The sequence below is a fragment of the Phenylobacterium sp. genome, from assembly GCF_020402505.1.
Lineage (GTDB): Bacteria > Pseudomonadota > Alphaproteobacteria > Caulobacterales > Caulobacteraceae > Phenylobacterium.
The window spans coordinates 1-20,644 of record NZ_JADBZL010000063.1; the positions used below are offsets into that span (position 1 = coordinate 1).

Consider the following 20,644-nt stretch of genomic DNA (forward strand, 5'->3'; position numbering starts at 1 on the left):
CCGCGAGGCGTCGCGCCTGGGTAGCTCAGTTGGTAGAGCAGCGGATTGAAAATCCGCGTGTCGCTGGTTCGATTCCGGCCCCAGGCACCACTTCCCTCAGGCGCCCTCCTCCCCAAGACATGATTTCAGGTGCGCTCCGCCGCCAGGGCCCCGGCCCAGGCGCGCACAAGGTCCTGCGCCTCGCCCGATCCGAAGACATAGCGGTCGGGACGGACCAGCGCGGCGGAGACGCCTTCGCCCGCCAGTAGTGAAGCTACCGCCGGTTCGAACCCGGCAAGGCGCGGCGAGTCCAGGGGCAGGTCGATGAGGTCGTCCGGAAGCCCCGCTGGCGGCGGGCCGGGCGTGCGGAAGAGCCAGGCGCCGTGGGGCAGGGCGTCGTCCATCCGCCGGCCGTCGTCGAGGACCGGCTGGGTGAAGGGCCAGCCGGCGGCCGGTGTTCCGGGCAGGATGCAGCCCTCGGTGATCGGCGGGTAGCCCGCCGGCCCGGCGGGGACGTTTCCGGCCGCGCGGTCGGCAAGCATCCGCCGGTCCCGCTCTTCGGCGGCCTGCGGGTCGAGGATGCAGACGGTGCGTCCCATCATCAGGGCCATGCCGATGATGGCCCGGACATTGGGTTCCCGCTCGGGCTGGTAGGTGTCGAGGAGGGCGTCCGGGGACTGGCCGCGGACGACCCGCCCCAGCTTCCAGGCGAGGTTGGCGGCGTCACGCAGGCCCGAGCAGAGGCCCTGGCCGGCGAAGGGGGGCATCTGGTGGGCGGCGTCGCCGGCGAGGAGCAGCCGGCCTTGCCGCCAGCGCCGGGCCACGAGGGCATGGAAGCGGTAGACGGCGGTGCGCTCGATCCGCACTGCGCCCTCCACCTTCCAGGGCTTCAGCAGATCGGCGACGAAGGCGGGATCCTGGGCCTGCTCGGCCGTCTCGCCCGGGCGGAGCATGAATTCCCAGCGGTGGCGGCCCTCGCCCATCAGGGCGCAGGTGGTCGGGCGCGCCGGATCGCAGATCTGGAGGTTCACCCCGGGCAGGCGGGAGGCGTCGTCCACGAGGACGTCCACCACCAGCCAGGGCTCGTCGAAATCGAGGTCGTCGAGGGCGAAGCCGCCCAGGCTGCGGATCGTGCTGCGGGCGCCGTCGCAGCCCACGACCCATTTGGCGAGGAGGCGGCGCGGTCCCTCAGGCGTCTCGAAGTCCGCCAGCACGCCGCCGGGGGTTTCGGCAAGGGCGATCAGGGTCCATTGGCTGCGAAGCTCCACGGATTCCGCCGAGGCCAGCTGGCCCCGCAGGTGCGCCTCCATCGAGGGCTGGTGGATCATCAGGCCCGAGGGCCAGCCCATGCGGGTCCGTCCTGTGTTCGACGGGAAGGACATGAGCACCTCGCCCTTCGCCGTCAGGAAGTCGTAGCGGCTGGAGGTGCGCGAGGTCGCAGCGACGGCGTCGGCGACGCCCAGGCCCTGCAGGAGACGGATGATCTCGTCGTCGATATGGGCGCCGCGGGGCAGGGGATAGATGTCCGCCTCCCGCTCGGCGATGACCGTGCGCACGCCCTCCTTGCCCAGCAGGAGGCCGAGGGCCACGCCCGCGGGGCCTCCGCCGACAACCAGGACGTCGCAGCGCTCCGCCGTGTCCAGGGTCAGCCCTCCGCCACGATGCGGTTCTCGATGGCGCCGAGGCCCTGGATCTCCACGCGGACGACGTCCCCGGGGCGCAGGAACCGGCGCGGGCTCATGGCGGCGCCGACCCCGCCGGGGGTTCCCGTGAAGATGAGGTCGCCGGGTTCGAGCGTCATGGCCTGGGACAGGTGGGCGACCTGGTCGAAGACGTCGAAAACCAGGTGGCGTGTGTTTGAAGACTGACGTTCCTCGCCGTTGACGGTGCAGCGGATGTCGAGGGCGTGGGGGTCCACCTCGTCTCCGGTGGTGATCCAGGGCCCGAAGGGCGCGTGGGTGTCGAAGGACTTGCCGAGGCTCCACTGGGGCGTGGCGTGCTGCCAGGCGCGTTCGGTCACGTCATTGCCCACGCAGTAGCCGAAGATGTGGGCGGCGGCCTCCTCGCGGGCGATATGCTTGCCGCGTCGACCGATCACCGCAACCAGTTCCGCCTCGTAGTCCAGGGTCTGCGAGACCTTCGGCGCCTGGACCGGATCGAAGGGTCCGTTCACCGAGGTCTGGGCCTTGGTGAACCAGACCTGGCGCTCCGGGGTTCCCATGCCGCTCTCGGCGATGTGGTCGGCGTAGTTGAGGCCGATGGCGAAGATCTTCCCGGGCCGGGGGACGGGCGCGAGCAGGCGCACCCCGGACAGGGGGAGGCCGGTTGCGGGGTCGAGGGCGGCCAGCCGCGCCTCGTGTTGCGACCAGTCGGGCAGGTGTCCGGCCAGCGGGCCGTCGAGCCCGGCGTCGATAATGCGGTCGCCCAGCACGATCCCGATGCGGGGCCCGGCGCCGGCGTCGTAGGCGGCGACCTTCATCCGCGGGCTCCCTGGGCCATCATCGGGTGGACGGCGCCCCACTGGACGCCCAGCAGCTCGGCGAAGCTCGCCTTGCCGGGGGCGTCGGAGGCCGTGAACAGGTCGCCGTCGGTCCAGTGCTCCAGCTCGTGGCCCCAGGGGTCCTTCCAGTAATCGAAGACCTGGCTGCCCAGGATGTGACGTCCCACGCCCCAGGCCGCCTGGCGGCCGTCGGACTTGAGGTGGGCGTGCCCGCGCATGAGGTCGTCCAGGTTCTCCACCTCGAAGGCGGCGTGGTTGAACCGGGGGCCGCCCGGACCCTGCAGGAGGAAGAGGGTGTGGTGGTCGGTGGGCGTTGCGCCCCTGTCGCAGCGCAGGAAGGCCCCGATGGCCGCGCCGGGCGCCGCCTCGACCTCATCGCTGGTCAGCAGGCCGAACCGGGACTTGTACCAGGCCTCCGAGGCGCGGAAGTCGCTGACCTCAAGGACGGCGTGGCCCAGGCGCACCACCCTCGACGGACCGGCCTCCACCCGGACCCGGCTGGAGATGCGCGGGCGCGCCGCCGCCGTGTTGCGAACCGCCTCCGGGGCCGGTGATCCGGCCGCCGCCGGGGCCTGGCCGGCCACGACTTCGAGGCGGAAGCCGTCGGGATCGGCAAGGCGGACGACGGACCCGCCCCCGGGGGTGGTCAGCGGCTCCACCGGAACGCCTTCGGCCCGGGCCAGGGCCTCAAGATCCGCAAGGCTCGCCGCCCGGAGGCCGAGGGCGACGAAGCTGGCCGGTCCCTCCTCGGTCATGTGGACGAAGGGCGCACCGCCTGAGCCCCGGCCGTAGAGGGCGCCCTGTCCATCGCGGAAGGGCGTCAGGCCGAAGCTGACGAGGAACCGCTCCATCTCGGCCAGGTCAGGCGCGGTGAACCGGACATGCGAGATGTCCTCGATCCGAACGGTGCTCATCAGGGTCGGTCCTCCGGAGGGCGTGATGCCGCCGGGAGATTTTGACCATCTGGTCATTTCATGCAAGGGACGATCCGGAGGGCGACGGGCCCGGAGTCGGCGGAGTCTCATGACAGGACCGAGCGCACCTGAGGACGCACGCCGCCGGCGCACGCGCCAGGCCTTGATCCGGGCGGGGGAGGTCCTGCTGGCCGAGCGCCCGGTGGACGCCATCGCCGTGGACGACATCGTGCGGCAGGCCGGCGTGGCCAAGGGCTCCTTCTTCAACCACTTCGACGACAAGCCCGCCCTGGCCCGCGCCGTCGCCACCGAGGTCCGCCTCCGGATGGAACAGCGCGTCGGCGTGGTGAACGCCGGTCGGGCCGATCCCGGGGAGAGGCTGGTGCGCGGGGTCTGCGCCTTCATCCAGTACGCCCGGTCCCGTCCCGCCGAGGCGCGGGCCATGCTGAGGAGCCAGGACCGCCCCGTCCCGCCGGATCATCCCCTCAACGCGGGCCTTCGCGCCGACCTCGCGGCCGGCCTGGCCAGCGGGCAGTTCCGGGCTCCGGGCCTGGAGTCCGCCATCCTTGTGGTCAGCGGCGTCTGCCAGATCCTCCTGTCGTCGGTCCTCGACGGCCCCCGCAGCGCCGCGCAGGACCAGGAACTGGCCGCCGAGACCCTTTCGCTGGTGCTCGTGGGGCTGGGCCTGCCGGCCGACGGCGCCGCCCAACGGGCCCGCCAGGCGGCCGGCGAGATCATCGTGGACTCCGCCGGTAGCTGACGTCTGCCGCGTCAGGGCCCGGGAGGAAAGTTCCCCCGCGTCAACCGAGACATGCTAGCGTTTCGCGCCTGGCCTGTTTGCGGCCGCAGAATCTTCCCCGGCTCCAGGTCGCCGCGGAGCCCGGGACCCCAGCCCGGAGTTTCGAATGTCCAGCATCAACGCCCTCCCGCCTCCCGCGCCGCCCTTGGACCGGCGGCTCTTTCTCATCGGCGCGATCGGAATGACAGGAGTCACGGTCGCCGGCTTCGTCGTCCAGCTCTTGGCGGGCCGGTCCAGCTTCAATGCGCCGTTGTGGGTTCACGCCCACGCCGTCGTCTTCATGGGATGGCTGGCCATCTACCTGGCGCAGACGGCTCTGGCGGCGCGGGGCGCAGGGGCCTGGCATCGCCGGCTCGGCTGGCTCGCTATGGCCTGGGTGCCGCTCATGCTCTTCCTGGGCCTGCAGGTGGTCGTGGACATGGTCCGCCGGGGTGAGGCGCCCTTCTTCTTCCGACCGCTCCACTTCCTGGTCCTCGACCCTGCCAGTCTTCTGGCCTTCGCCGGGCTCACTCTCTGGGCCGTTGCACGCCGCCGGAACACCGACTGGCACGCCCGGTTGCACTTTTGCGCCATGGTCGCCCTGCTGGGGCCGGGGATTGGTCGCCTGATCCCGTCTCCCGCCTTCATGCCCTGGGCTTGGGAGGCGACGATCGCGGTCAGCCTGGTCTTCCCGGCGCTGGCGATTCTCGTAGACCGCCGGCGGACCGGCCGGGTGCATCCGGCCTGGTGGAGCGGGCTTGCGGCCCTGGTCCTGATGGTCCTGGTCACCGAAGCCGTCACCTATAGTCCCGCCGGAACGGCGCTTTACAGGGCTGTGACCGCAGGGTCGCCCGGGGCGGCGGTCGCCCCGCTCGCCTTTCCGGCGCCTCCCGGTCCCCCACCGGCCTGAGGATCAGCGCGCGACCCGCTGAATCGGCGGCTCAGCAGGGGTTGGCGACGCCGCCGCAGCCGGCGCCCTGGTCGCCCATCCGCTGCATCTGGTCGGCGTCCTTGCGACGACGCGCCTCCCAGGCTTCGGCGGTGGCGCAGACCTTTCTTCGGAAGTGGGAGCCCATCTGCTGCACCTGCTCGCAGATGAGCTTGGGTTCACCCGTGTTCGGCACGGGCCGGACGGCTGCGGCCTTGGCGGGCCTGTTCTCAGGCGGCCTGGAGCCTGTCGTTTCCGCCGCCTGGGCGGTGAGGGCGAAAAGGGCGAGGCAGGTCATGGCGATCACCCCGTGGGGCGTGTGGTGAAGGTGGGGCATGGGGGACTCCTTCCGGTGCGCCAGTCTGCTCGCAAGGGGCCGGAACCGCAAACGCCTGCAAGGCAGGCGCAGACGACAGGCGGGCGAATCCTGTCGCGGGAATGTCATTTTCCGGGACCTTGGCCCTTCGACATGTCCGGAACCGGGCGTCAAGCCCGTGAATGTCGCCGGAGGCGGGCCCGTGACCCCCTATTCCGCTTGACCCGACAAAAAGGGGTTGCCAAAGGACACCTGCCGCAAGTCTAACTTGTCGGTAAGGTGCAGCAGGTCTCCGGACCGGATGCGCCGCACCCGAATTCAGACGGCGTCGGGACTCCAAAGGGTCCAGGGCGATGTCGGGGGTCGGGGAAGCGAAAGCGGCTCTATCGCCTCGGCGGGAGCGGTTCCGGTTTCCGGAGGCCGGTCCTGAAGGGGCGGCGGGCCATTCAATTGGGGTAGAGACGCTCTCGCGTGACGACCCTTAGGTCCAAACGTGCTAGACCAACCAGGAACTGGCGACAGATGATCGACAACAAGCTCAAGACACCCTTCATCGCTCTTCTCGGCGCCGTGGCGCTGATGGCGAGCGCACCGGCTTTTGCTCAGGCGCCTGCGCCTGCCGCCGAAGCCGCCGCCCCGGCCGCTGCGGCTCCCGCCGACGCCGCCGCCCCCGCCGCGGCTCCGGCAGATCCGGCTGCGGCTCCTGTGGTGGAAGATCCGCCGCAGATCCCGAACGCCGGCAAGCTCACAGTCACGGGCATGTTCATGATGGCCGTGCCCGTCGTGAAGGCGGTGATGATCGGCCTGACCCTCGCCTCGATCTATTCCTGGTTCCTGCTGGTGACCAAGATCATCGAGTTCAATAACCTGAACAAGACCGCCACCGCCTTCATGGAAGCCTTCCGGGGCGCCAAGAACTATTCCGAGGCGGGCCGCCTGGCGGCCTCCGAGGAGTTCGCCGGTAACCCGCTCGCCGACATGGCTTCAGCGGCGGTCCAGGAGGTTGAACTGTCGCGGCAGGCGGGCCTGAATGTTTCGGGCGAGCACCGGGAAACCACCCTGCACCGGGCGGAATCGGCGGTCAGCGCGGTCCAGTCGACCCTCGGCGCGCGCCTGGCCACAGGCATGCAGTTCCTGGCCTCGACGGCGTCGTCCGGTCCGTTTATCGGCCTCTTCGCCACCGTTTACGGCATCATGAACTCCTTCATCGGTATCGCGAACACCAACACCACCAACCTGGCTGTCGTGGCGCCCGGCATCGCCGAAGCTCTTCTGGCCACGGGTATCGGTCTGTTCGCGGCGATCCCGGCGGCGATCTTCTACAACTACTTCCAGACCCGCATCTCGGCGTTTGGCGGTCGTTCGGAGTCCTTCGTCGCTGAACTGATGAACGGCATCTCGCGGCAGCTCGACAAGGGGGCCTGATCCAGATGGGAGCTAAACTCTCAGGTTCTGGGGGTGGCAGGTACGAGGTCGAGCAGAACAGTGAAATCAATGTGACGCCCTTCGTGGACGTCATGCTGGTCCTCCTGATCATCTTCATGGTGGCGGCGCCCATGGCGGCGGTGAACGTGAAGATCGCTCTACCCAACGCGGTTGCAAAACCGGCCACAAATCCCCCCAAGCCGGTCTACATCTCGATCCAGCCAGGGGGTCGTCTCTTCATCGGAGACTACAGCACCGACCTGGCTGAGCTTGGGGACACGCTGCGCATCCAGCTGGGTGACAAGCGAAGCCCCGAGAAGGAGCGGATCTATATCCGCGCCGACAAGGACGTGATGTACGGCGATTTCATGGGCGTCATGAACGCGCTTCAGGACAATGGCTTCTACAGCGTGGCCCTCGTCGGCGAAGACAAGAAGGACTGAGGGGTGGAGCATGGCTGAAGACATCACCCACCCCGTACGGAACCCTTTCGACCTCCCGCCTCCGCAGCGCGGCAGGGGCTACTGGATCGCTGGTCTTGTCGCCCTCGTTCTGCACGTCTTCCTCGGCTTCGTGCTCTGGAAGCAGCGCTTTGAGCTCGAGATTCGGGAGTTCTCGGACGACGTGACGGACGTGGAGATCATCAAGCCGATGGCTCCGCCGCCGCCTCCGCCGCCGCCGCCCCCGAATACGCCGCCGCCGCCGCCGCCCAAGCTGCAGCCGCGTCCGCCTGTCGCGGTGCCGAACGCCCCCACGATCCCGCCCCTGCCGGTCCCGCCGGTGGAGAAGCGGATCGAGGAGCCCCGGCCCCCGGCCCCGGCGCCGGAGCCGCCGCGTCCGTCGGTGATCACCAACCCGGACTGGGCCCGCAGGCCTTCCGGCGAGGACATCGCCCGCTACTACCCCGACCGCGCCCAGCGGATGGAGGTGGAAGGCCGCGTCACCCTGAGCTGCAAGGTCACCGCCAAGGGGCTGCTGGAAGGCTGCTCCGTCGTGTCGGAAGACCCTGCGGACCAGGACTTTGGCTCGGCCGCGATGCGGATGACCCGGTTGTTCAAGATGCGTCCCCAGACCAAGGATGGCGCTCCGGTGGAAGGCGGCACGGTCCGCATTCCGCTGAGGTTCCAGATGCCCAAGGACTGAGGCGCGGCGACAGGTTACGGATGAGCCCCGGGGGTCCGCCTCCGGGGCTTTTTCGTGGGCGGTCTTCCCTTTGTCATTCGGGCCCCAAGCCGCCGCTTGATCGTCGCCCCGCCGACGACTAGAAGCTAGCCTCCGCGATGCGCCGCCTTAGCTCAGTTGGTTAGAGCGCTAGATTGTGGCTCTAGAGGTCCCCCGTTCGAACCGGGGAGGCGGTACCATCGCGGTGTTCCCAGGCTGGCCGGCGGGGCTGGCCACGATCCGGCAAGGCCATGACCGAGGACCCCCCCAAACGCCGGACCCTGAGCCTGAAGCCGGGCGTCCAGGTTACGCGTCCCCTCGGGCCCCAGCCTCTGACCCCTCTGAAGGCGGACCGACCGGCGAGGCCCCCACGCGCGCCCCGGCCCTTCCGCGAGCCCAAGCCCGTCGAACGCCCAGCCCACGGCTGGAAGTGCAAGCCCTGCGGCACCTTCTTCGATCCGCCGGCGGAAGGTCCGGACGAGGAGGTGATCCGCTGCCCCAACTGCAACGCCCGGCTGGGGATCGCCGGTGACTTCCGCCAGACGCCGCCTCCGTCCCGGCTACGCGCCCGTCCCATGCGCCACTAAGGCCTCTCAGGCGCCCGCGGCTCAGCAAGCCCCCTCACCCCGCTTCGCGGGGAGCTCCCCCGCAGGGGAGCAATTGGCTCGGTCATTCCTCCACCTCTTGAGGGGGAGGTGGACCGCGCAGCGGGCCGGAGGGGGACAGCGGCGGCTCAGCAAGCCCCCTCACCCCGCTCCGCGGGGAGCTCCCCCGCAGGGGAGCAATAGCTCTGTAATTCCTCCACCTCTTGAGGGGGAGGTGGACCGCGCAGCGGGCCGGAGGGGGGCAGCGGCGGCTCAGCAAGCCCCCTCGCCGGGCTCCACCCGGAGCTTCGCCGCGGGGGAGCCATCAAGATACTGGAATTGCAATCGTTTCGAGCCGCGTCCTGCGGAACGAGGCGTCTTTGCGCGCTCGCCATGTCGACGGTCGCGACCCTACGATCTGGATGCGCCAGACGCAGATCCGTCCTAGTCTGCGCCAAACCGCGTTTCCCCGAGGTCCGCCATGCCCCTCCGTCGACAGCCCCCCGTCCTGACGACCCTGCGGGAGACGTCTCACCCCTACATGACCGGGGCCTGGACCCCGCTCCACGAGGAGGTCGACCTTCCGGATCCGGAGGTGCTGGAGGGGAGGATCCCCGACGATATCGACGGGGTCTACCTGCGCAACACCGAGAACCCGGTCCACCAGCCCCTCGGCCGCTACCATCCCTTCGATGGCGACGGGATGATCCACCGGATGATCTTCCGCGGCGGGCGGGCCAGCTACGCCAACCGGTTCGTCCGCACCCGAGGTTTCAGGGCCGAGCAGGAGGCCGGAGGCGCCCTCTGGGGCGGCCTTGCCGATCCCGTCCAGCTGGCGAAGCGGCCGGGCTTCGGCGCCCATGGCGCCCTGAAGGACTCCGCATCCACCGACATCGTCGTCCACGCCGGGACCGCCCTGGCGACCTTCTATCAATGCGGCGAGGGCTATCGGCTCGACCCGGTGACCCTCGAGACCCTCGGCGTCGAGGGCTGGACCCCCATCGACGGGATTTCGGCCCACCCCAAGGTGGACGAGCGCACCGGCGAGCTGATGTTCTTCAACTATTCGAAGCACGCCCCCTTCATGCACTACGGCCTGGTGGGACCGGACAACCGCCTGAAGGTGCTTCAGACCATCGACCTGCCGGGACCGCGCCTGCCGCACGACATGGCCTTTACCGAGCGCTTCGTCATCCTGAACGACCTGCCGGTCTTCTGGGACGCCGACCTCCTGGCCCGGGACATCCACGCCGTCCGGCTTCACGAGGGCCTGCCCAGCCGGTTCGCCATCCTGCCGCGGGAGGGCGGCGCGCCGCGCTGGTTCGAAGCGGCGCCGACCTACGTCCTGCACTGGCTCAACGCCTATGAGGACGGCGACGAGGTGGTCCTGGACGGGTACTTCCAGGACGAGCCCATGCCCCCGCCGAGGACCGACGCCCCTCCGGGCTTCGGCCACATGATGGCCTATCTGGACGAGATGAGCTTCCGGCCGCATCTGCACCGCTGGCGCTTCAACCTGCGCGACGGCTCCACCCGGGAGGAGCGACTGGACCCCCGCATCATGGAGTTCGGCATGATCAACGGCCGGCATGCCGGCCGCCCGTATCGCTACGCCTACTCGACCCTGCCCGAGCCGGGCTGGTTCCTGTTCAACGGCTTCGTCAAGTCCGACCTTGAGACCGGCGCCACAACGGAATACCGGCTGCCCTCCGGGGTCTTCGCCAGCGAGGCGCCCTTCGCCCCACGCCGCAACGCCGCCACGGAAGACGATGGCTACCTCGTCAGCTTCCTGATCGACGAGAACCGCAAGACCTCTGAGTGCATCCTGCTGGACGCCCGGCGCATCGAGGACGGCCCGGTGTGCCGGATCGCCCTGCCGCACAAGATCTCGAGCGGAACCCACGCCGTCTGGGCGGGGACCGAGATGATCCCGGACTTCAGCTCCCGCGCTTCGGCGGCATGGGAATGAAGCCGGAAGTCCGGGCCACATAGGCTTCGTAGTCCGGCCGCTTGCGGCGCATGGACCCCTCGGTGGTCGGCACGCCGCTGACGCGGGTCAGCAGGAAGGTCAGCAGGATAGGCCCGACGATCGTCAGGGCGCCGGGCAGTCCCGTTTCGGCGGCGACCAGGTAGATTCCCCACCAGGCGCAGGCGTCGCCGAAGTAGTTGGGGTGGCGGGTATAGCGCCACAGACCCGTGTCCAGCACCTTGCCGGCCTTTGTGGGGTCGGCCTTGAAGCGCTCCAGCTGAGCGTCGCCGATCGTTTCGAAGACTATGCCGAAGATCGCTACGGCCACGCCGGCCCAGGCCAGGGGTCCGAGGGCCGCGGAGGGGGCCAGCTGTCCCACCTGTACCGGAAGGCAGACGATGAACTGCAGAAGGGCCTGCAAGGAGAAGACGTAGATCAGGCTCGCCTTGGCGAAGCTCCATCCCTTTGTCTCCTTGGCGTCCGCCATCATCCGGGAATAGCGGCGGTCCGGACCCTCCCTCCGCCAGCGGCGGATCAGGTGGTAGCCCAGCCTCAGGCCCCAGGCCGCGCCCAGCAGGGTCAGGGCGAGGGCGTGTGGCCCGCGTTCGGACTGGATAAAGGTCAGCACAGCGATGAGCGCCATGCCTGCGCCCCACCAGCTGTCGATGAAGCTTGGGTCCTGCTTGGCGACGGCGTAGCGCCAGAGTCCCAGGAAGACGGCGGCCGAGATCGCCGCATTCACCGCCAGAACCGTTGCAATGTCCATCTTCATCTCCGAGCGCCCGTCGCCAGCGCGCAGAAGACGGGCCGTTAGGGCGTCTGTCAATGCACAGCCTCGCCGCAGTCCCCCTCCGGCCCGGGGCTTGCGCCCCGGTCCACCTCCCCCTCAAGAGGTGGAGGAATTACAAGCACTTAATTGCTCCCCTGCGGGGGAGCTCCCCGCGCAGCGAGGTGAGGGGGCTTGCGGAGGGGCGGCTGTATCCTTGCATTCCCCAGCGGTGCGCGAGGGGCTGGGAGGGCGCGGAGGAGCATGCTACCGCGCCGAGACGCCGACGTCGGGAGAGATGAGCCATGTCCGGGAACCTCTATAGCCTTCTCGCCAGGGGATTTCCTGCGGATCCCACTCGCCACGCCTTCCGTCCGCCAGGATCGTCGGCGGTGTCCTATGGCGAGCTTGAGATCCTTACGGCCCGGGCGGCGGCGGGCCTCAGGGCGCGGGGCGTCGCCCCCGGCGACCGCGTGGCCCTGCAGGTTGAGAAGTCGGTCGACGCCGTGGTGATCTATCTGGCCGCCCTGAAGGTCGGTGCGGTCTTCCTGCCCCTCAACGCCGCCTACACCCCGGTCGAGGTCGACTATTTCCTGAAGGACGCCGAGCCGGCGATCTTCATCCAGGATGCCCAGGCCTTCATGCACGCGGCGCAGGACCTGCCGCCGGACCCCCAGGTGGAGCCCCGCGCGGCGAGCGACCTCGCCGCCATCATCTACACCAGCGGAACCACGGGCCGGTCCAAGGGCGCCATGCTCACCCACGGCGCGCTGGCCGCCAACGCCCTGGCCCTGCACGAGGCCTGGGGCTTCTCGCCGGACGACGTCCTGCTGCACGCCCTGCCCATTTTTCACGTCCACGGCCTGTTCGTAGCCCTGCACTGCGCCTTCCTCTCCGGCTGTCCCATGGTCTGGCTGAACCGCTTCGACGAGGCCGCGGTGCTGGAACGTCTTGCAGACGCGACGGTGATGATGGGGGTGCCCACCTTCTACACGCGCCTGCTCGCCCATCCGGGACTGACCCGGGAGGTCACGGCGCACATGCGCCTGTTCATCAGCGGCTCTGCGCCCCTGCTGGAGAGCGCCTTCGAGGCCTTCGAGGCCCGCACCGGCCACCGGATCCTGGAACGCTACGGCATGAGCGAGGCGGTGATCATCACCACCAACCCCCTGGACGGAGAGCGCAAGCCCGGCTCCGTCGGCTTCCCCCTGCCGGGGGTCGACCTGCGGATCGGCGGCGGCCAGGAGACCGGCGTCATCGAGATCCGGGGCCCCAGCGTCTTTTCCGGCTACTGGCGCATGCCGGAGAAGACCGCAGAAGACTTCACTCCGGACGGCTACTTCATCACGGGTGATGTGGGTCGGCTGGACGCCGACGGTCGGCTCTGGATTTCTGGCCGCGCCAAGGACCTGATCATCTCGGGCGGATACAACGTCTATCCGAAGGAGGTGGAGCTTCTGCTGGACGAGCAGCCTGGCGTCCGCGAGAGCGCGGTCATCGGGGTCCCGCATCCGGACTTCGGCGAGGGCGTCGTGGCGGTGGTCGAGGGGCGGGGGGACGAGGCGGCCCTGATCGCCGCCCTGCGCAGCCGCCTCGCCGGGTACAAGACGCCCAAGCGCGTGGTCTTCGTGGACGCTTTGCCCAGGAACGCCATGGGAAAGATCCAGAAGGCGCTGCTGAGACAGACCTACGCCGATCTCTTCAGATGATCACAACCCGGTGAGGTCGGATTGACCTGTCCCGGCGACTGTGGACTTATTGGTTAAGGAAAGTTCACCTTTGCGGGGGCAGGCGAATGGGTGCGGATTTTCTGGTCCTGATCATCCAGGTGATCGGCGGGATCGTCGGGGGCTGCATGGCTTCCCAGCTGTTCCGGTCCTCTGACACCGGCCCCTTCCCCACGGCCATTCTGGGCGCCCTGGGCGGGGTCAGTGGCGCTGGCCTCGTGGCGGCCGCCTCGCCGGGCCTCGCCATCCTGCCCGGCCTTTCCGGCGCGCTCTTCGCCGCCATGCTGGCCGGGGGCCTGTCCGCAGGGCTCGGCGGCCTTGCCTTCAATGCCCTGCGCCGACGCGCCTGATCTCCGGCCTCAGCTGTTTCCGTAACTCACCGCCATGCCGGCGCGGACGTCCTGCTGGACGCCGTATTGCGGGAACGGGTAGCGGAACCCGTTCCGCGCCAGGGCCTTCATGCCGGCCAGGGCCTTGAACAGGTGCTCAGGCGGCGTCGCCATCAGCATTTCGTCGTCCAGGACCCCGCCATAGCGCCGCTCGGCGAAGCAGGGGATGGACAGGCTCGGCGTCCGCGTCGTCAGGGCCCGGCCCCAGGAGTCGGCGCAGGCGGACTCCCCCACCACGCCCCAGTCGAAGCGCTTGTAGCCTGACCACTGCAGGCCGTTGATGAAGTACATCATGGCCCCGGGTGTGGCGTAGAAGAGGGCGATGTCGGGTTCGCCGAGTCTGCCGCTGGCCAGGGGCGAGACCGCCAGGGCCTCGAACTGGCCGTCCGGGACGCAGTGCATGGCCGCCTGGTGCGCCGCCGCGCCGGCCTCGTCCTCGAACCAGACCCCCTTCATGTGCCGGCCTGAACGCCAGTCGTCGGTCTTGGCGCCGCCCAGGCCCACCACGGCGCGGCACTGTGCGCCCACCAGGTCCTCGGCGGTGACGCCCACCGTCCAGCCCAGGCGCGAGGCCTGGCCCACCACCTGGTCCAGGGTGTGGACGGCGCTGGGCCGGCGAATCCGGGGGATGGCCTCCATGTCCTCCCTTCGCTCGAACATCTTCATGGCGAAGGGAATGGAGCGCAGGCGCAGGGTCTGCTCGAGCTCCGCCGACAGGGCGGCCCAGTCCGTGGCCTTGGCGGTGGGCGTGGTGGTGTCGGTCATGGCGGGGCCTCCTCCCAGAAGTCTTCCCCCATCCTTCACCGCCCGGCGCGTGGAGGGAAGGGGGGTCCGGGTTTATCCCGGGATTGCCGCCGGACGGGCGCGCCGCGTACCCTCATCGTGCACGAGGGGTCGGGGGGCTCGCCGTCCGACCCGGGAGTCCAGGCATGAAGCTGCACGCCGTCCTCGCCGCCCTCGCCTTGGCGTCAGGGCTGACGGCCGCCGCCGCCGCGGCGCCGCCCCCCGACCTCGCCCTCTCCGCCGCCGACCGCGCCGCCCTTTCTGCAGCCTTTGAGCGGGCAGGGCGGACCCCGCCTGGGCCCGAGGCCAGTGACGCGCAGGTCTGGGAGGCGACCGAGCGCCTGGCGCAGGCCGAGCTTGGGCTTCGCCTGCGGCCCGCCGACCTCGATCCGCTTTGGGCCCAGGCGCCCGCGGCCCGGTCCCCGCAGCGCGAGATGGCCAGCGCCTACGCCTCGGGGGGGCTGGCGGCCTGGGCGGCCAACCTGTCCCCGGAGGCTGAGGTCTATGCGGCCCTGGCCCGGGCGCGGCTCCGCTACGCCGCGATCGTCGACAGCGGCGGATGGCCGGATCTGCCTTCGGACCTGCGGCTTCGCCTGGGGCGCGCCGGCCCCGGCGTCCTGGCCCTGCGCCAGCGGCTGGCGGCGGAGGACGCCGGGCCGCCCGGGCCCGACCAACCGGAGGTCTTCGATCGGCCCCTGAAGCAGTCTCTGGTCGCCTGGCAGGCGCGGAACGGGCTGGAGGCCGACGGGGTGCTCGGGCCCGCGACCCTGGCGCGTCTCAATGTCCCCGCCGCGACCCGGCTCGCCCAGGTGGAGGCCAACCTGGAGCGCTGGCGCTGGCTGCCCCGGACCCTCCCGGCGGATCGGCTGGAGATCGACACGGGCGGCGCCGAGGGCGCCCTCTACCGGGAGGGTCGCCGTGTGCGCACCTTCCGGGTGATCGTCGGGGCGGTGCGCGATCCCACACCGCTCTTCCTGTCCGAGATCAACGGCGTGGTCCTGAATCCGCCCTGGAATGTGCCCGACCGCATCGCCCGGGAGGAGATCCTGCCCAAGGCGGCCCTGGACCCCGGCTATCTCGAGCGGAACGGCTTTGTTCAGCTCGACGGCCGCCTGCAGCAGGCGCCGGGTCCCCGAAGCGCCCTTGGCCTGGTCAAGTTCGACCTGATCAGCCCCTTCGGCGTCTACCTGCATGACACGCCCGGCCGCGAAGCCTTCCGGCTGCGGGAGCGCCACCTCAGCCATGGCTGCATGAGGGTGGAGCAGCCCCTGGTGCTGGCCGACCTCCTCCTGGCTCCCCAGGGCCGGGGCGGGAGCCGGCTGACGGCGGACCTCGCTGCGGGCCGCACCCAGCGCATCGCCCTGAGCCGCCCCCTCGCCCTGGTGGTGGTCCACTGGACCGTCCGCGTCGCCCCGGACGGCCAGGTGGGTTTCCTCGACGACGTCTACGGCTGGGACGCCCGACTGGCCCTGGCCCTGTCAGGAATGTGATCCGCTTCGCACTTGCCAGGCGCAGGCGGGGCGGGCAGACAGGCGCCGGGGCGCAGAGGAGACCTGTCCATGATCGGACGCCGCCGCCTGCTGGCTGGAGCCCTGGGGCTCGCCGCACCCTCCCTCATCGCCGGGGGCGCCTCGGCCGCCGCACCCCGTCGGCTCTCCCTGCTGAACCTGCATACCGGAGAAAAGCTGGCCGCCACCTATTTCGAGGCCGGGCGCTACCTCCCGGACGCTCTGGCGGCCCTCAATCACGTCCTGCGGGATCATCGCACCGGGGAGGCGCACGCCATGGCGCCGGGCCTGCTCGATCTGGTGGCCGTGCTCGCCGGGCGGTTCGGAGCCTCCGACTCCGTCCAGGTCATCTCGGGGTACCGTTCGCCGGCCTCGAACGCCGCCCTTCACGCCCGCTCCGGCGGCGTGGCGACCCGTAGCCTGCACATGCAGGGCATGGCGATGGACATCCGGATTCCTGGCGTCGCCCTGGCCAGTCTTCGCGACGCCGCCCTCGCGCTGGGCCGCGGCGGGGTCGGTTTCTATCCGGCCTCGGACTTCGTTCACGTGGATGTCGGCCGCGTCCGGCGGTGGTGACAGTCCGGTTCGGCGAAGCGGCCTGATCTGGATCCGTAAGCCCTCTCCGGAACGGGGCGTCGGCCCTCCGGACATCGTAACGTCAGATCCGGACGTACCCGCCGAACGGATGTAAAACAGAACATCTTGCGAACAGAGAACAAACCGGGTACCGCTATGGACATCGGCGACGGCGTCGATGGGCGGCCCCGGGCCGCGGAATCATGGGATAAGGACCCCGGATCATGACCAATCAGGCGGCGTTGAGGCTCGTGGTGAAAGAAGACGGTGAGAAGCAGCGGGCGCTCGAGGCGGCGCTGACCCAGATTGACCGGGCCTTCGGCAAGGGCGCCGTCATGAAGCTCGGCGACAAGGCCGCCATGGAGGTGGAGGCCGTGTCCACCGGCTCCCTCGGCCTGGACATCGCCCTCGGCATCGGCGGCCTGCCCAAGGGGCGGATCATCGAGATCTACGGCCCGGAAAGTTCCGGCAAGACGACCCTCGCCCTGCACGTGGTGGCCGAGGTCCAGAAGGCCGGCGGCGCCGCCGCCTTCGTCGACGCCGAGCACGCGCTGGATCCGGCCTACGCCCGCAAGCTGGGGGTCAACCTGGATGAACTCCTCGTCGCCCAGCCGGATACCGGCGAGCAGGCCCTGGAGATCACCGACACCCTGGTGCGCTCCAACGCCATCGACGTGATCGTGATCGACTCGGTGGCGGCCCTGACGCCCCGGGCCGAGATCGAGGGCGAGATGGGCGATTCCCTGCCCGGCCTCCAGGCCCGCCTGATGAGCCAGGCCCTGCGCAAGCTCACGGCCTCGGTCTCCAAGGCCAAGACCATGATCATCTTCATCAACCAGATCCGGATGAAGATCGGCGTCATGTACGGCTCGCCTGAAACGACCACGGGCGGAAACGCCCTGAAGTTCTACGCCTCCGTCCGCCTCGACATCCGCCGCACCGGCTCGGTGAAGGCCCGGGACGAGATCGTCGGCAACAATGTCCGCGTGAAGGTGGTCAAGAACAAGGTGGCCCCGCCTTTCCGCGAGGTCGAGTTCGACATCATGTACGGCGAGGGCATCTCCAAGTTGGGCGAGATCATCGACCTGGGCGTCAAGGCCGGGGTCATCGAGAAGTCCGGCTCCTGGTTCTCCTGGAACAGCCAGCGCATTGGCCAGGGCCGCGACAATGTCCGTGAGTTCCTGCGCGCCAACCCCGACATCGCCGCCCAGATCGAAGCCCAGGTGCGCGGCGCCCGGGAGGTCATCGAGGAAGAACTTCTGGTCGGTCCCACCGCCGAGGACGACGCCGAGTAATCCCTGACATGGGGGCGGGACCCTGGCGTCACGGCCGGGTTCCCGCACCTTGCGGGTCGGCGGCGTGCGGCCTTGCGCTTGGCGCGGCCGTTCAAGTCCCGTAAACCGTCTGGCTTCCGCGGTGCAGCAAGGGTTGGGTCCCCCAGCTCCTGACCACCGCTCCGACAGTCCAGAAGCCGCGCCATGCCCAGTCTGAACGACATCCGCTCGACCTTCCTGAGCTACTTCCAGGCGAACGATCACCTGGTCATCCCCTCGGCGCCCCTGGTGCCGCAGAACGACCCGACCCTGTTGTTCGTCAACGCTGGCATGGTGCCGTTCAAGAACTACTTCACGGGCGCCGAGACCCCGCCGACCCTGCGCGCCGCCTCCTCCCAGAAGTCGGTGCGCGCCGGCGGCAAGCACAACGACCTCGACAATGTGGGCTACACCGCCCGCCACCACACCTTCTTCGAGATGCTGGGGAACTTCTCCTTCGGCGACTATTTCAAGGAAGGCGCCATAGAGCTGGCCTGGGGCCTTCTGACCCGCAACTTCGGCATCCCCGCCGAGAAGCTGTGCGTCACGGTCTACCACACCGACGACGAGGCGGCGGACCTCTGGAAGCGGATCGCCGGCCTGCCGGACCACAGGATCATCCGCATCGCCACCAGCGACAACTTCTGGTCGATGGGCGACACTGGCCCCTGCGGGCCCTGCTCGGAGATCTTCTACGACCACGGCGAACACATCCCCGGCGGCCCGCCCGGCAGCCCGGACGAGGACGGCGACCGGTTCGTCGAGATTTGGAACCTCGTCTTCATGCAGTTCGAGCAGTTCGCGGACGGGACCCGAAAGCCCCTGCCCAAGCCGCAGATCGACACCGGCATGGGCCTGGAGCGCATCACCGCCGTCCTGCAAGGCGTGCACGACAACTATGACACCGACCTCTTCCGCACCCTGATCGCGGCCTCCCAGGGCTTTGTGGGAGCCGATGGCGAGCCGGCCTCCCACCGGGTGATCGCCGACCACTTGCGTTCCTCCAGCTTCCTGATCGCCGACGGCGTCTCGCCCTCCAACGAGGGTCGGGGCTATGTCCTGCGGCGGATCATGCGCCGGGCCATGCGGCACGCCCACCTGCTGGGCGCCCAGGAGCCCCTGATGCACCGGCTGGCGCCGACCCTCATCTCGGAGATGGGCGAGGCCTATCCCGAGCTGCGCCGCGCCCAGCCCATGATCGTGGAGACCCTGCGCCAGGAGGAGGAGCGCTTCCGGCGTACCCTCGGCCGCGGCATGGCCCTGCTGGAGGAGGCGACCACCGGCCTGGGCGAGGGCGACCGCCTGCCCGGAGAGGTGGCCTTCCGCCTCTACGACACCTACGGCTTTCCGCTCGACCTGACCCAGGACGCCCTGCGCGCCCGGGGCGTGGCGGTGGACCTCGACGGCTTCCAGGACGCCATGCGCCGCCAGCGCGAAATGGCCCGCGAGGCCTGGACCGGCTCCGGCCAGGCCGCCGCGGCGGCCGAATGGTTCGCCATCCGCGAGCGCCTCGGCGCCACCGAGTTCCTGGGCTATGACCGCACCGAGGCCGAGGGCGAGCTGGTCAGCCTGGTCCGGGGCGGGGACGAGACGCCCTCCGCAGGCGCCGGCGAGACCGTCTTCGCCGTCTTTGACTGCACCCCCTTCTACGCCGAGGGCGGCGGCCAGGCGGGGGATGTGGGCGTGGCGACCTGGCCCGGCGGGCGTGGACGCGTGCTCGACACCCAGAAGCAGGCGGGCGACCTTTTCGTTCATGAAATCGAGATCCTGGAGGGTGAACTTCAAGTTGGCCACAGGATCCGGCTGGCCGTGGACGCCGACCTGCGTCGCACCACCAAGGCCAACCATTCGGCCGCCCACCTCCTCCACGCGGCCCTGCGCCACGTGCTCGGACCCCACGTCGCCCAGAAGGGACAGATGGTGGACGGCGAGCGCGTCCGCTTCGACTTCAGCCATGGCGGGCCGGTGACCCTGGCCGAGATCGAGGCCATCGAGGCTGAGGTCAACGCCGTGATCCGCCAGAACCGCTCGGCCCTGACCGAGGAAATGGCGCCGGAGGCGGCCATCGCCGCCGGGGCCGTCGCCCTCTTCGGCGAGAAGTACGGGGAGTCCGTCCGGGTCCTCACCCTGGGCGAGGCCCTGGAGGGCGAGGGCGCCTACTCCGTGGAGCTCTGCGGCGGCACCCACGTGGACCGGACGGGGGACATCGCCCTGTTCAAAATCGTCTCCGAGGGCGGGGTCGCCGCCGGCGTCCGCCGGATCGAGGGGCTGACCGGAGAGGCGGCGCGCCGCTGGCTGGTCGAGCAGGCCGCCGTGGCCCGCAGCCTGTCGGAGCAGTTCCGCACGCCGGTGTCCGAGGTCCTGTCCCGCGTCGAGGCGCTGGAAGCCCAGCGCCGGAAGCTCGAGAAGGAACTGGCCGAGGCCCGGCGCCAGCTGGCCATGGGCGGCGGCGCCGCCGCGGCCGGCGGTCCCGAGGAGGTCGGCGGCGTCAAGCTCCTGGCCCGGGTCATGGACGGCGTCGGCGGGAAGGACCTGAGGCCCATCGCCGAGGAGTTCAAGAAGCAGGTCCCTGACGGGGTCATCGCCCTCGTGGGCACGGCCGACGGCAAGGCCGCCGTGACGGTGGCGGTCACCGGCGCGGCGGCCCAGAAGCTGAGCGCCGTGGACCTGGCAAGGGCCGCGGTCCAGGCCCTTGGCGGGCAGGGCGCAGGAGGGCGTCCGGACTTCGCCCAGGGCGGTGCGCCGGACGCCGCGCGGGCCGAGGAGGGGCTGGCCGCCGTGCGGGCCCTGCTGGCAGGCTGAGGCGACGCGCCGGGCCTTGCCTCGCGCGCCTTCCGGGGCGAGGTTTCGGGCATGACTTGAACCATAATCAAGGTCCGGGAGGCCGCCCCATGTCTCAGCCCGTTATCAATCCCAATGGGACCCTCAAGGGAAAGGTCGCCGTCGTGACCGGCGCCAGCCGGGGCATCGGCGAGGCCATCTGCGCCCGCCTGGCCATGGAAGGGGCCCGCGTCGTGGCCTCCGCCCG

At 70.0% G+C, this 20,644-nt stretch carries 20 protein-coding genes and 2 tRNA genes; 16 read left to right on the forward strand and 6 right to left on the reverse strand.

All coding sequences use genetic code 11. From position 1 onward, the window contains the following. Positions 1–14 precede the first annotated feature (14 nt). Positions 15–90, forward strand: a tRNA-Phe gene (locus IM632_RS05185). A 35-nt stretch (positions 91–125) separates the two neighbouring features. Here the strand turns inward: IM632_RS05185 and IM632_RS05190 are convergent. From IM632_RS05190 to IM632_RS05200, 3 genes are read right to left on the reverse strand one after another with little or no spacing between them, the layout of a single operon-like run. Next, complete coding sequence (locus IM632_RS05190) at positions 126–1,628, reverse strand: bifunctional 3-(3-hydroxy-phenyl)propionate/3-hydroxycinnamic acid hydroxylase (RefSeq protein WP_296483584.1); 1,503 nt, start codon at positions 1,626–1,628, stop codon at positions 126–128. Beyond that, positions 1,625–2,458 carry a fumarylacetoacetate hydrolase family protein gene (locus IM632_RS05195; RefSeq protein ID WP_296483569.1) on the reverse strand — a complete coding sequence of 278 codons (834 nt, stop codon included), beginning with the start codon at positions 2,456–2,458 and terminating at the stop codon, positions 1,625–1,627. Before IM632_RS05195 ends, IM632_RS05190 begins: the two co-directional genes overlap by 4 nt. Continuing rightward, entirely contained in the window at positions 2,455–3,393 is a 939-nt protein-coding gene (locus IM632_RS05200; protein WP_296483572.1) for a VOC family protein, read from the reverse strand. The genes IM632_RS05195 and IM632_RS05200 overlap by 4 nt, the downstream gene beginning before the upstream one ends. A gap of 109 nt (positions 3,394–3,502) precedes the next feature. On the opposite strand from IM632_RS05200, the gene IM632_RS05205 reads away from it, so the two are divergent. Together IM632_RS05205 and IM632_RS05210 are read left to right on the forward strand one after the other, a co-directional pair. Further along, positions 3,503–4,153, forward strand: a complete 651-nt coding sequence (locus tag IM632_RS05205) for a TetR/AcrR family transcriptional regulator (protein WP_296483574.1) — start codon at positions 3,503–3,505, stop codon at positions 4,151–4,153. Between the two features lie 145 nt (positions 4,154–4,298). Next, the gene (locus IM632_RS05210; RefSeq protein WP_296483576.1) at positions 4,299–5,081 is read left to right on the forward strand and encodes a hypothetical protein; all 783 of its coding nucleotides are present in this window, start codon (positions 4,299–4,301) and stop codon (positions 5,079–5,081) included. A 31-nt stretch (positions 5,082–5,112) separates the two neighbouring features. Here IM632_RS05210 and IM632_RS05215 read toward each other — a convergent pair whose 3' ends face one another. Further along, on the reverse strand, positions 5,113–5,436 hold the full coding sequence (locus IM632_RS05215) for a hypothetical protein (RefSeq protein WP_293513095.1): 324 nt from the start codon (positions 5,434–5,436) through the stop codon (positions 5,113–5,115). A gap of 501 nt (positions 5,437–5,937) precedes the next feature. Here IM632_RS05215 and IM632_RS05220 point away from each other — a divergent pair. The 6 genes from IM632_RS05220 (at position 5,938) to IM632_RS05245 (ending at position 10,554) form a co-directional block, all read left to right on the forward strand. Next, the gene (locus IM632_RS05220) at positions 5,938–6,840 is read left to right on the forward strand and encodes a MotA/TolQ/ExbB proton channel family protein (protein WP_296483579.1); all 903 of its coding nucleotides are present in this window, start codon (positions 5,938–5,940) and stop codon (positions 6,838–6,840) included. A gap of 5 nt (positions 6,841–6,845) precedes the next feature. After that, on the forward strand, positions 6,846–7,283 hold the full coding sequence (locus tag IM632_RS05225; protein ID WP_293517000.1) for a biopolymer transporter ExbD: 438 nt from the start codon (positions 6,846–6,848) through the stop codon (positions 7,281–7,283). Between the two features lie 10 nt (positions 7,284–7,293). Then, positions 7,294–7,983, forward strand: a complete 690-nt coding sequence (locus IM632_RS05230; protein ID WP_296474312.1) for an energy transducer TonB — start codon at positions 7,294–7,296, stop codon at positions 7,981–7,983. Positions 7,984–8,124: 141 nt separating this feature from the next. Then, positions 8,125–8,201 (forward strand) — tRNA-His (locus tag IM632_RS05235). Between the two features lie 51 nt (positions 8,202–8,252). Then, the gene (locus tag IM632_RS05240) at positions 8,253–8,588 is read left to right on the forward strand and encodes a hypothetical protein (protein WP_296483582.1); all 336 of its coding nucleotides are present in this window, start codon (positions 8,253–8,255) and stop codon (positions 8,586–8,588) included. Between the two features lie 478 nt (positions 8,589–9,066). Then, on the forward strand, positions 9,067–10,554 hold the full coding sequence (locus IM632_RS05245; RefSeq protein WP_296538872.1) for a carotenoid oxygenase family protein: 1,488 nt from the start codon (positions 9,067–9,069) through the stop codon (positions 10,552–10,554). Here the strand turns inward: IM632_RS05245 and IM632_RS05250 are convergent. Beyond that, positions 10,523–11,320, reverse strand: coding sequence for a DUF1295 domain-containing protein (locus IM632_RS05250; RefSeq protein ID WP_296484531.1), 798 nt, complete (start codon positions 11,318–11,320; stop codon positions 10,523–10,525). The two genes, IM632_RS05245 and IM632_RS05250, sit on opposite strands and share 32 nt — an antisense overlap. Positions 11,321–11,625: 305 nt before the next feature. Between IM632_RS05250 and IM632_RS05255 the strand changes: the two genes are divergently transcribed. Next, positions 11,626–13,029 carry an AMP-binding protein gene (locus tag IM632_RS05255; RefSeq protein ID WP_296498336.1) on the forward strand — a complete coding sequence of 468 codons (1,404 nt, stop codon included), beginning with the start codon at positions 11,626–11,628 and terminating at the stop codon, positions 13,027–13,029. Positions 13,030–13,115: 86 nt separating this feature from the next. Then, positions 13,116–13,397, forward strand: coding sequence for a hypothetical protein (locus IM632_RS05260; RefSeq protein ID WP_296484537.1), 282 nt, complete (start codon positions 13,116–13,118; stop codon positions 13,395–13,397). Positions 13,398–13,406: 9 nt separating this feature from the next. On the opposite strand, the gene IM632_RS05265 is transcribed toward IM632_RS05260, so the two are convergent. Further along, positions 13,407–14,201 (reverse strand): DUF169 domain-containing protein, encoded by a 795-nt coding sequence (locus IM632_RS05265; RefSeq protein ID WP_296484540.1) that lies wholly within the window; start codon positions 14,199–14,201, stop codon positions 13,407–13,409. Positions 14,202–14,365: 164 nt separating this feature from the next. Here IM632_RS05265 and IM632_RS05270 point away from each other — a divergent pair, with 164 nt between their 5' ends. The 5 genes from IM632_RS05270 to IM632_RS05290 form a co-directional block, all read left to right on the forward strand. Next, positions 14,366–15,709 (forward strand): L,D-transpeptidase family protein, encoded by a 1,344-nt coding sequence (locus IM632_RS05270; RefSeq protein ID WP_296484542.1) that lies wholly within the window; start codon positions 14,366–14,368, stop codon positions 15,707–15,709. Positions 15,710–15,778: 69 nt separating this feature from the next. Next, positions 15,779–16,303, forward strand: a complete 525-nt coding sequence (locus tag IM632_RS05275; protein ID WP_296484545.1) for a DUF882 domain-containing protein — start codon at positions 15,779–15,781, stop codon at positions 16,301–16,303. A gap of 224 nt (positions 16,304–16,527) precedes the next feature. Then, complete coding sequence (gene recA, locus IM632_RS05280) at positions 16,528–17,598, forward strand: recombinase RecA (RefSeq protein ID WP_293516490.1); 1,071 nt, start codon at positions 16,528–16,530, stop codon at positions 17,596–17,598. 183 nt (positions 17,599–17,781) lie between these two features. Next, entirely contained in the window at positions 17,782–20,418 is a 2,637-nt protein-coding gene (alaS, locus tag IM632_RS05285; RefSeq protein WP_296484550.1) for an alanine--tRNA ligase, read from the forward strand. A gap of 89 nt (positions 20,419–20,507) precedes the next feature. After that, positions 20,508–20,644 (forward strand): SDR family NAD(P)-dependent oxidoreductase (locus IM632_RS05290; RefSeq protein WP_296552068.1); only part of this gene is annotated, 137 nt, incomplete at its 3' end.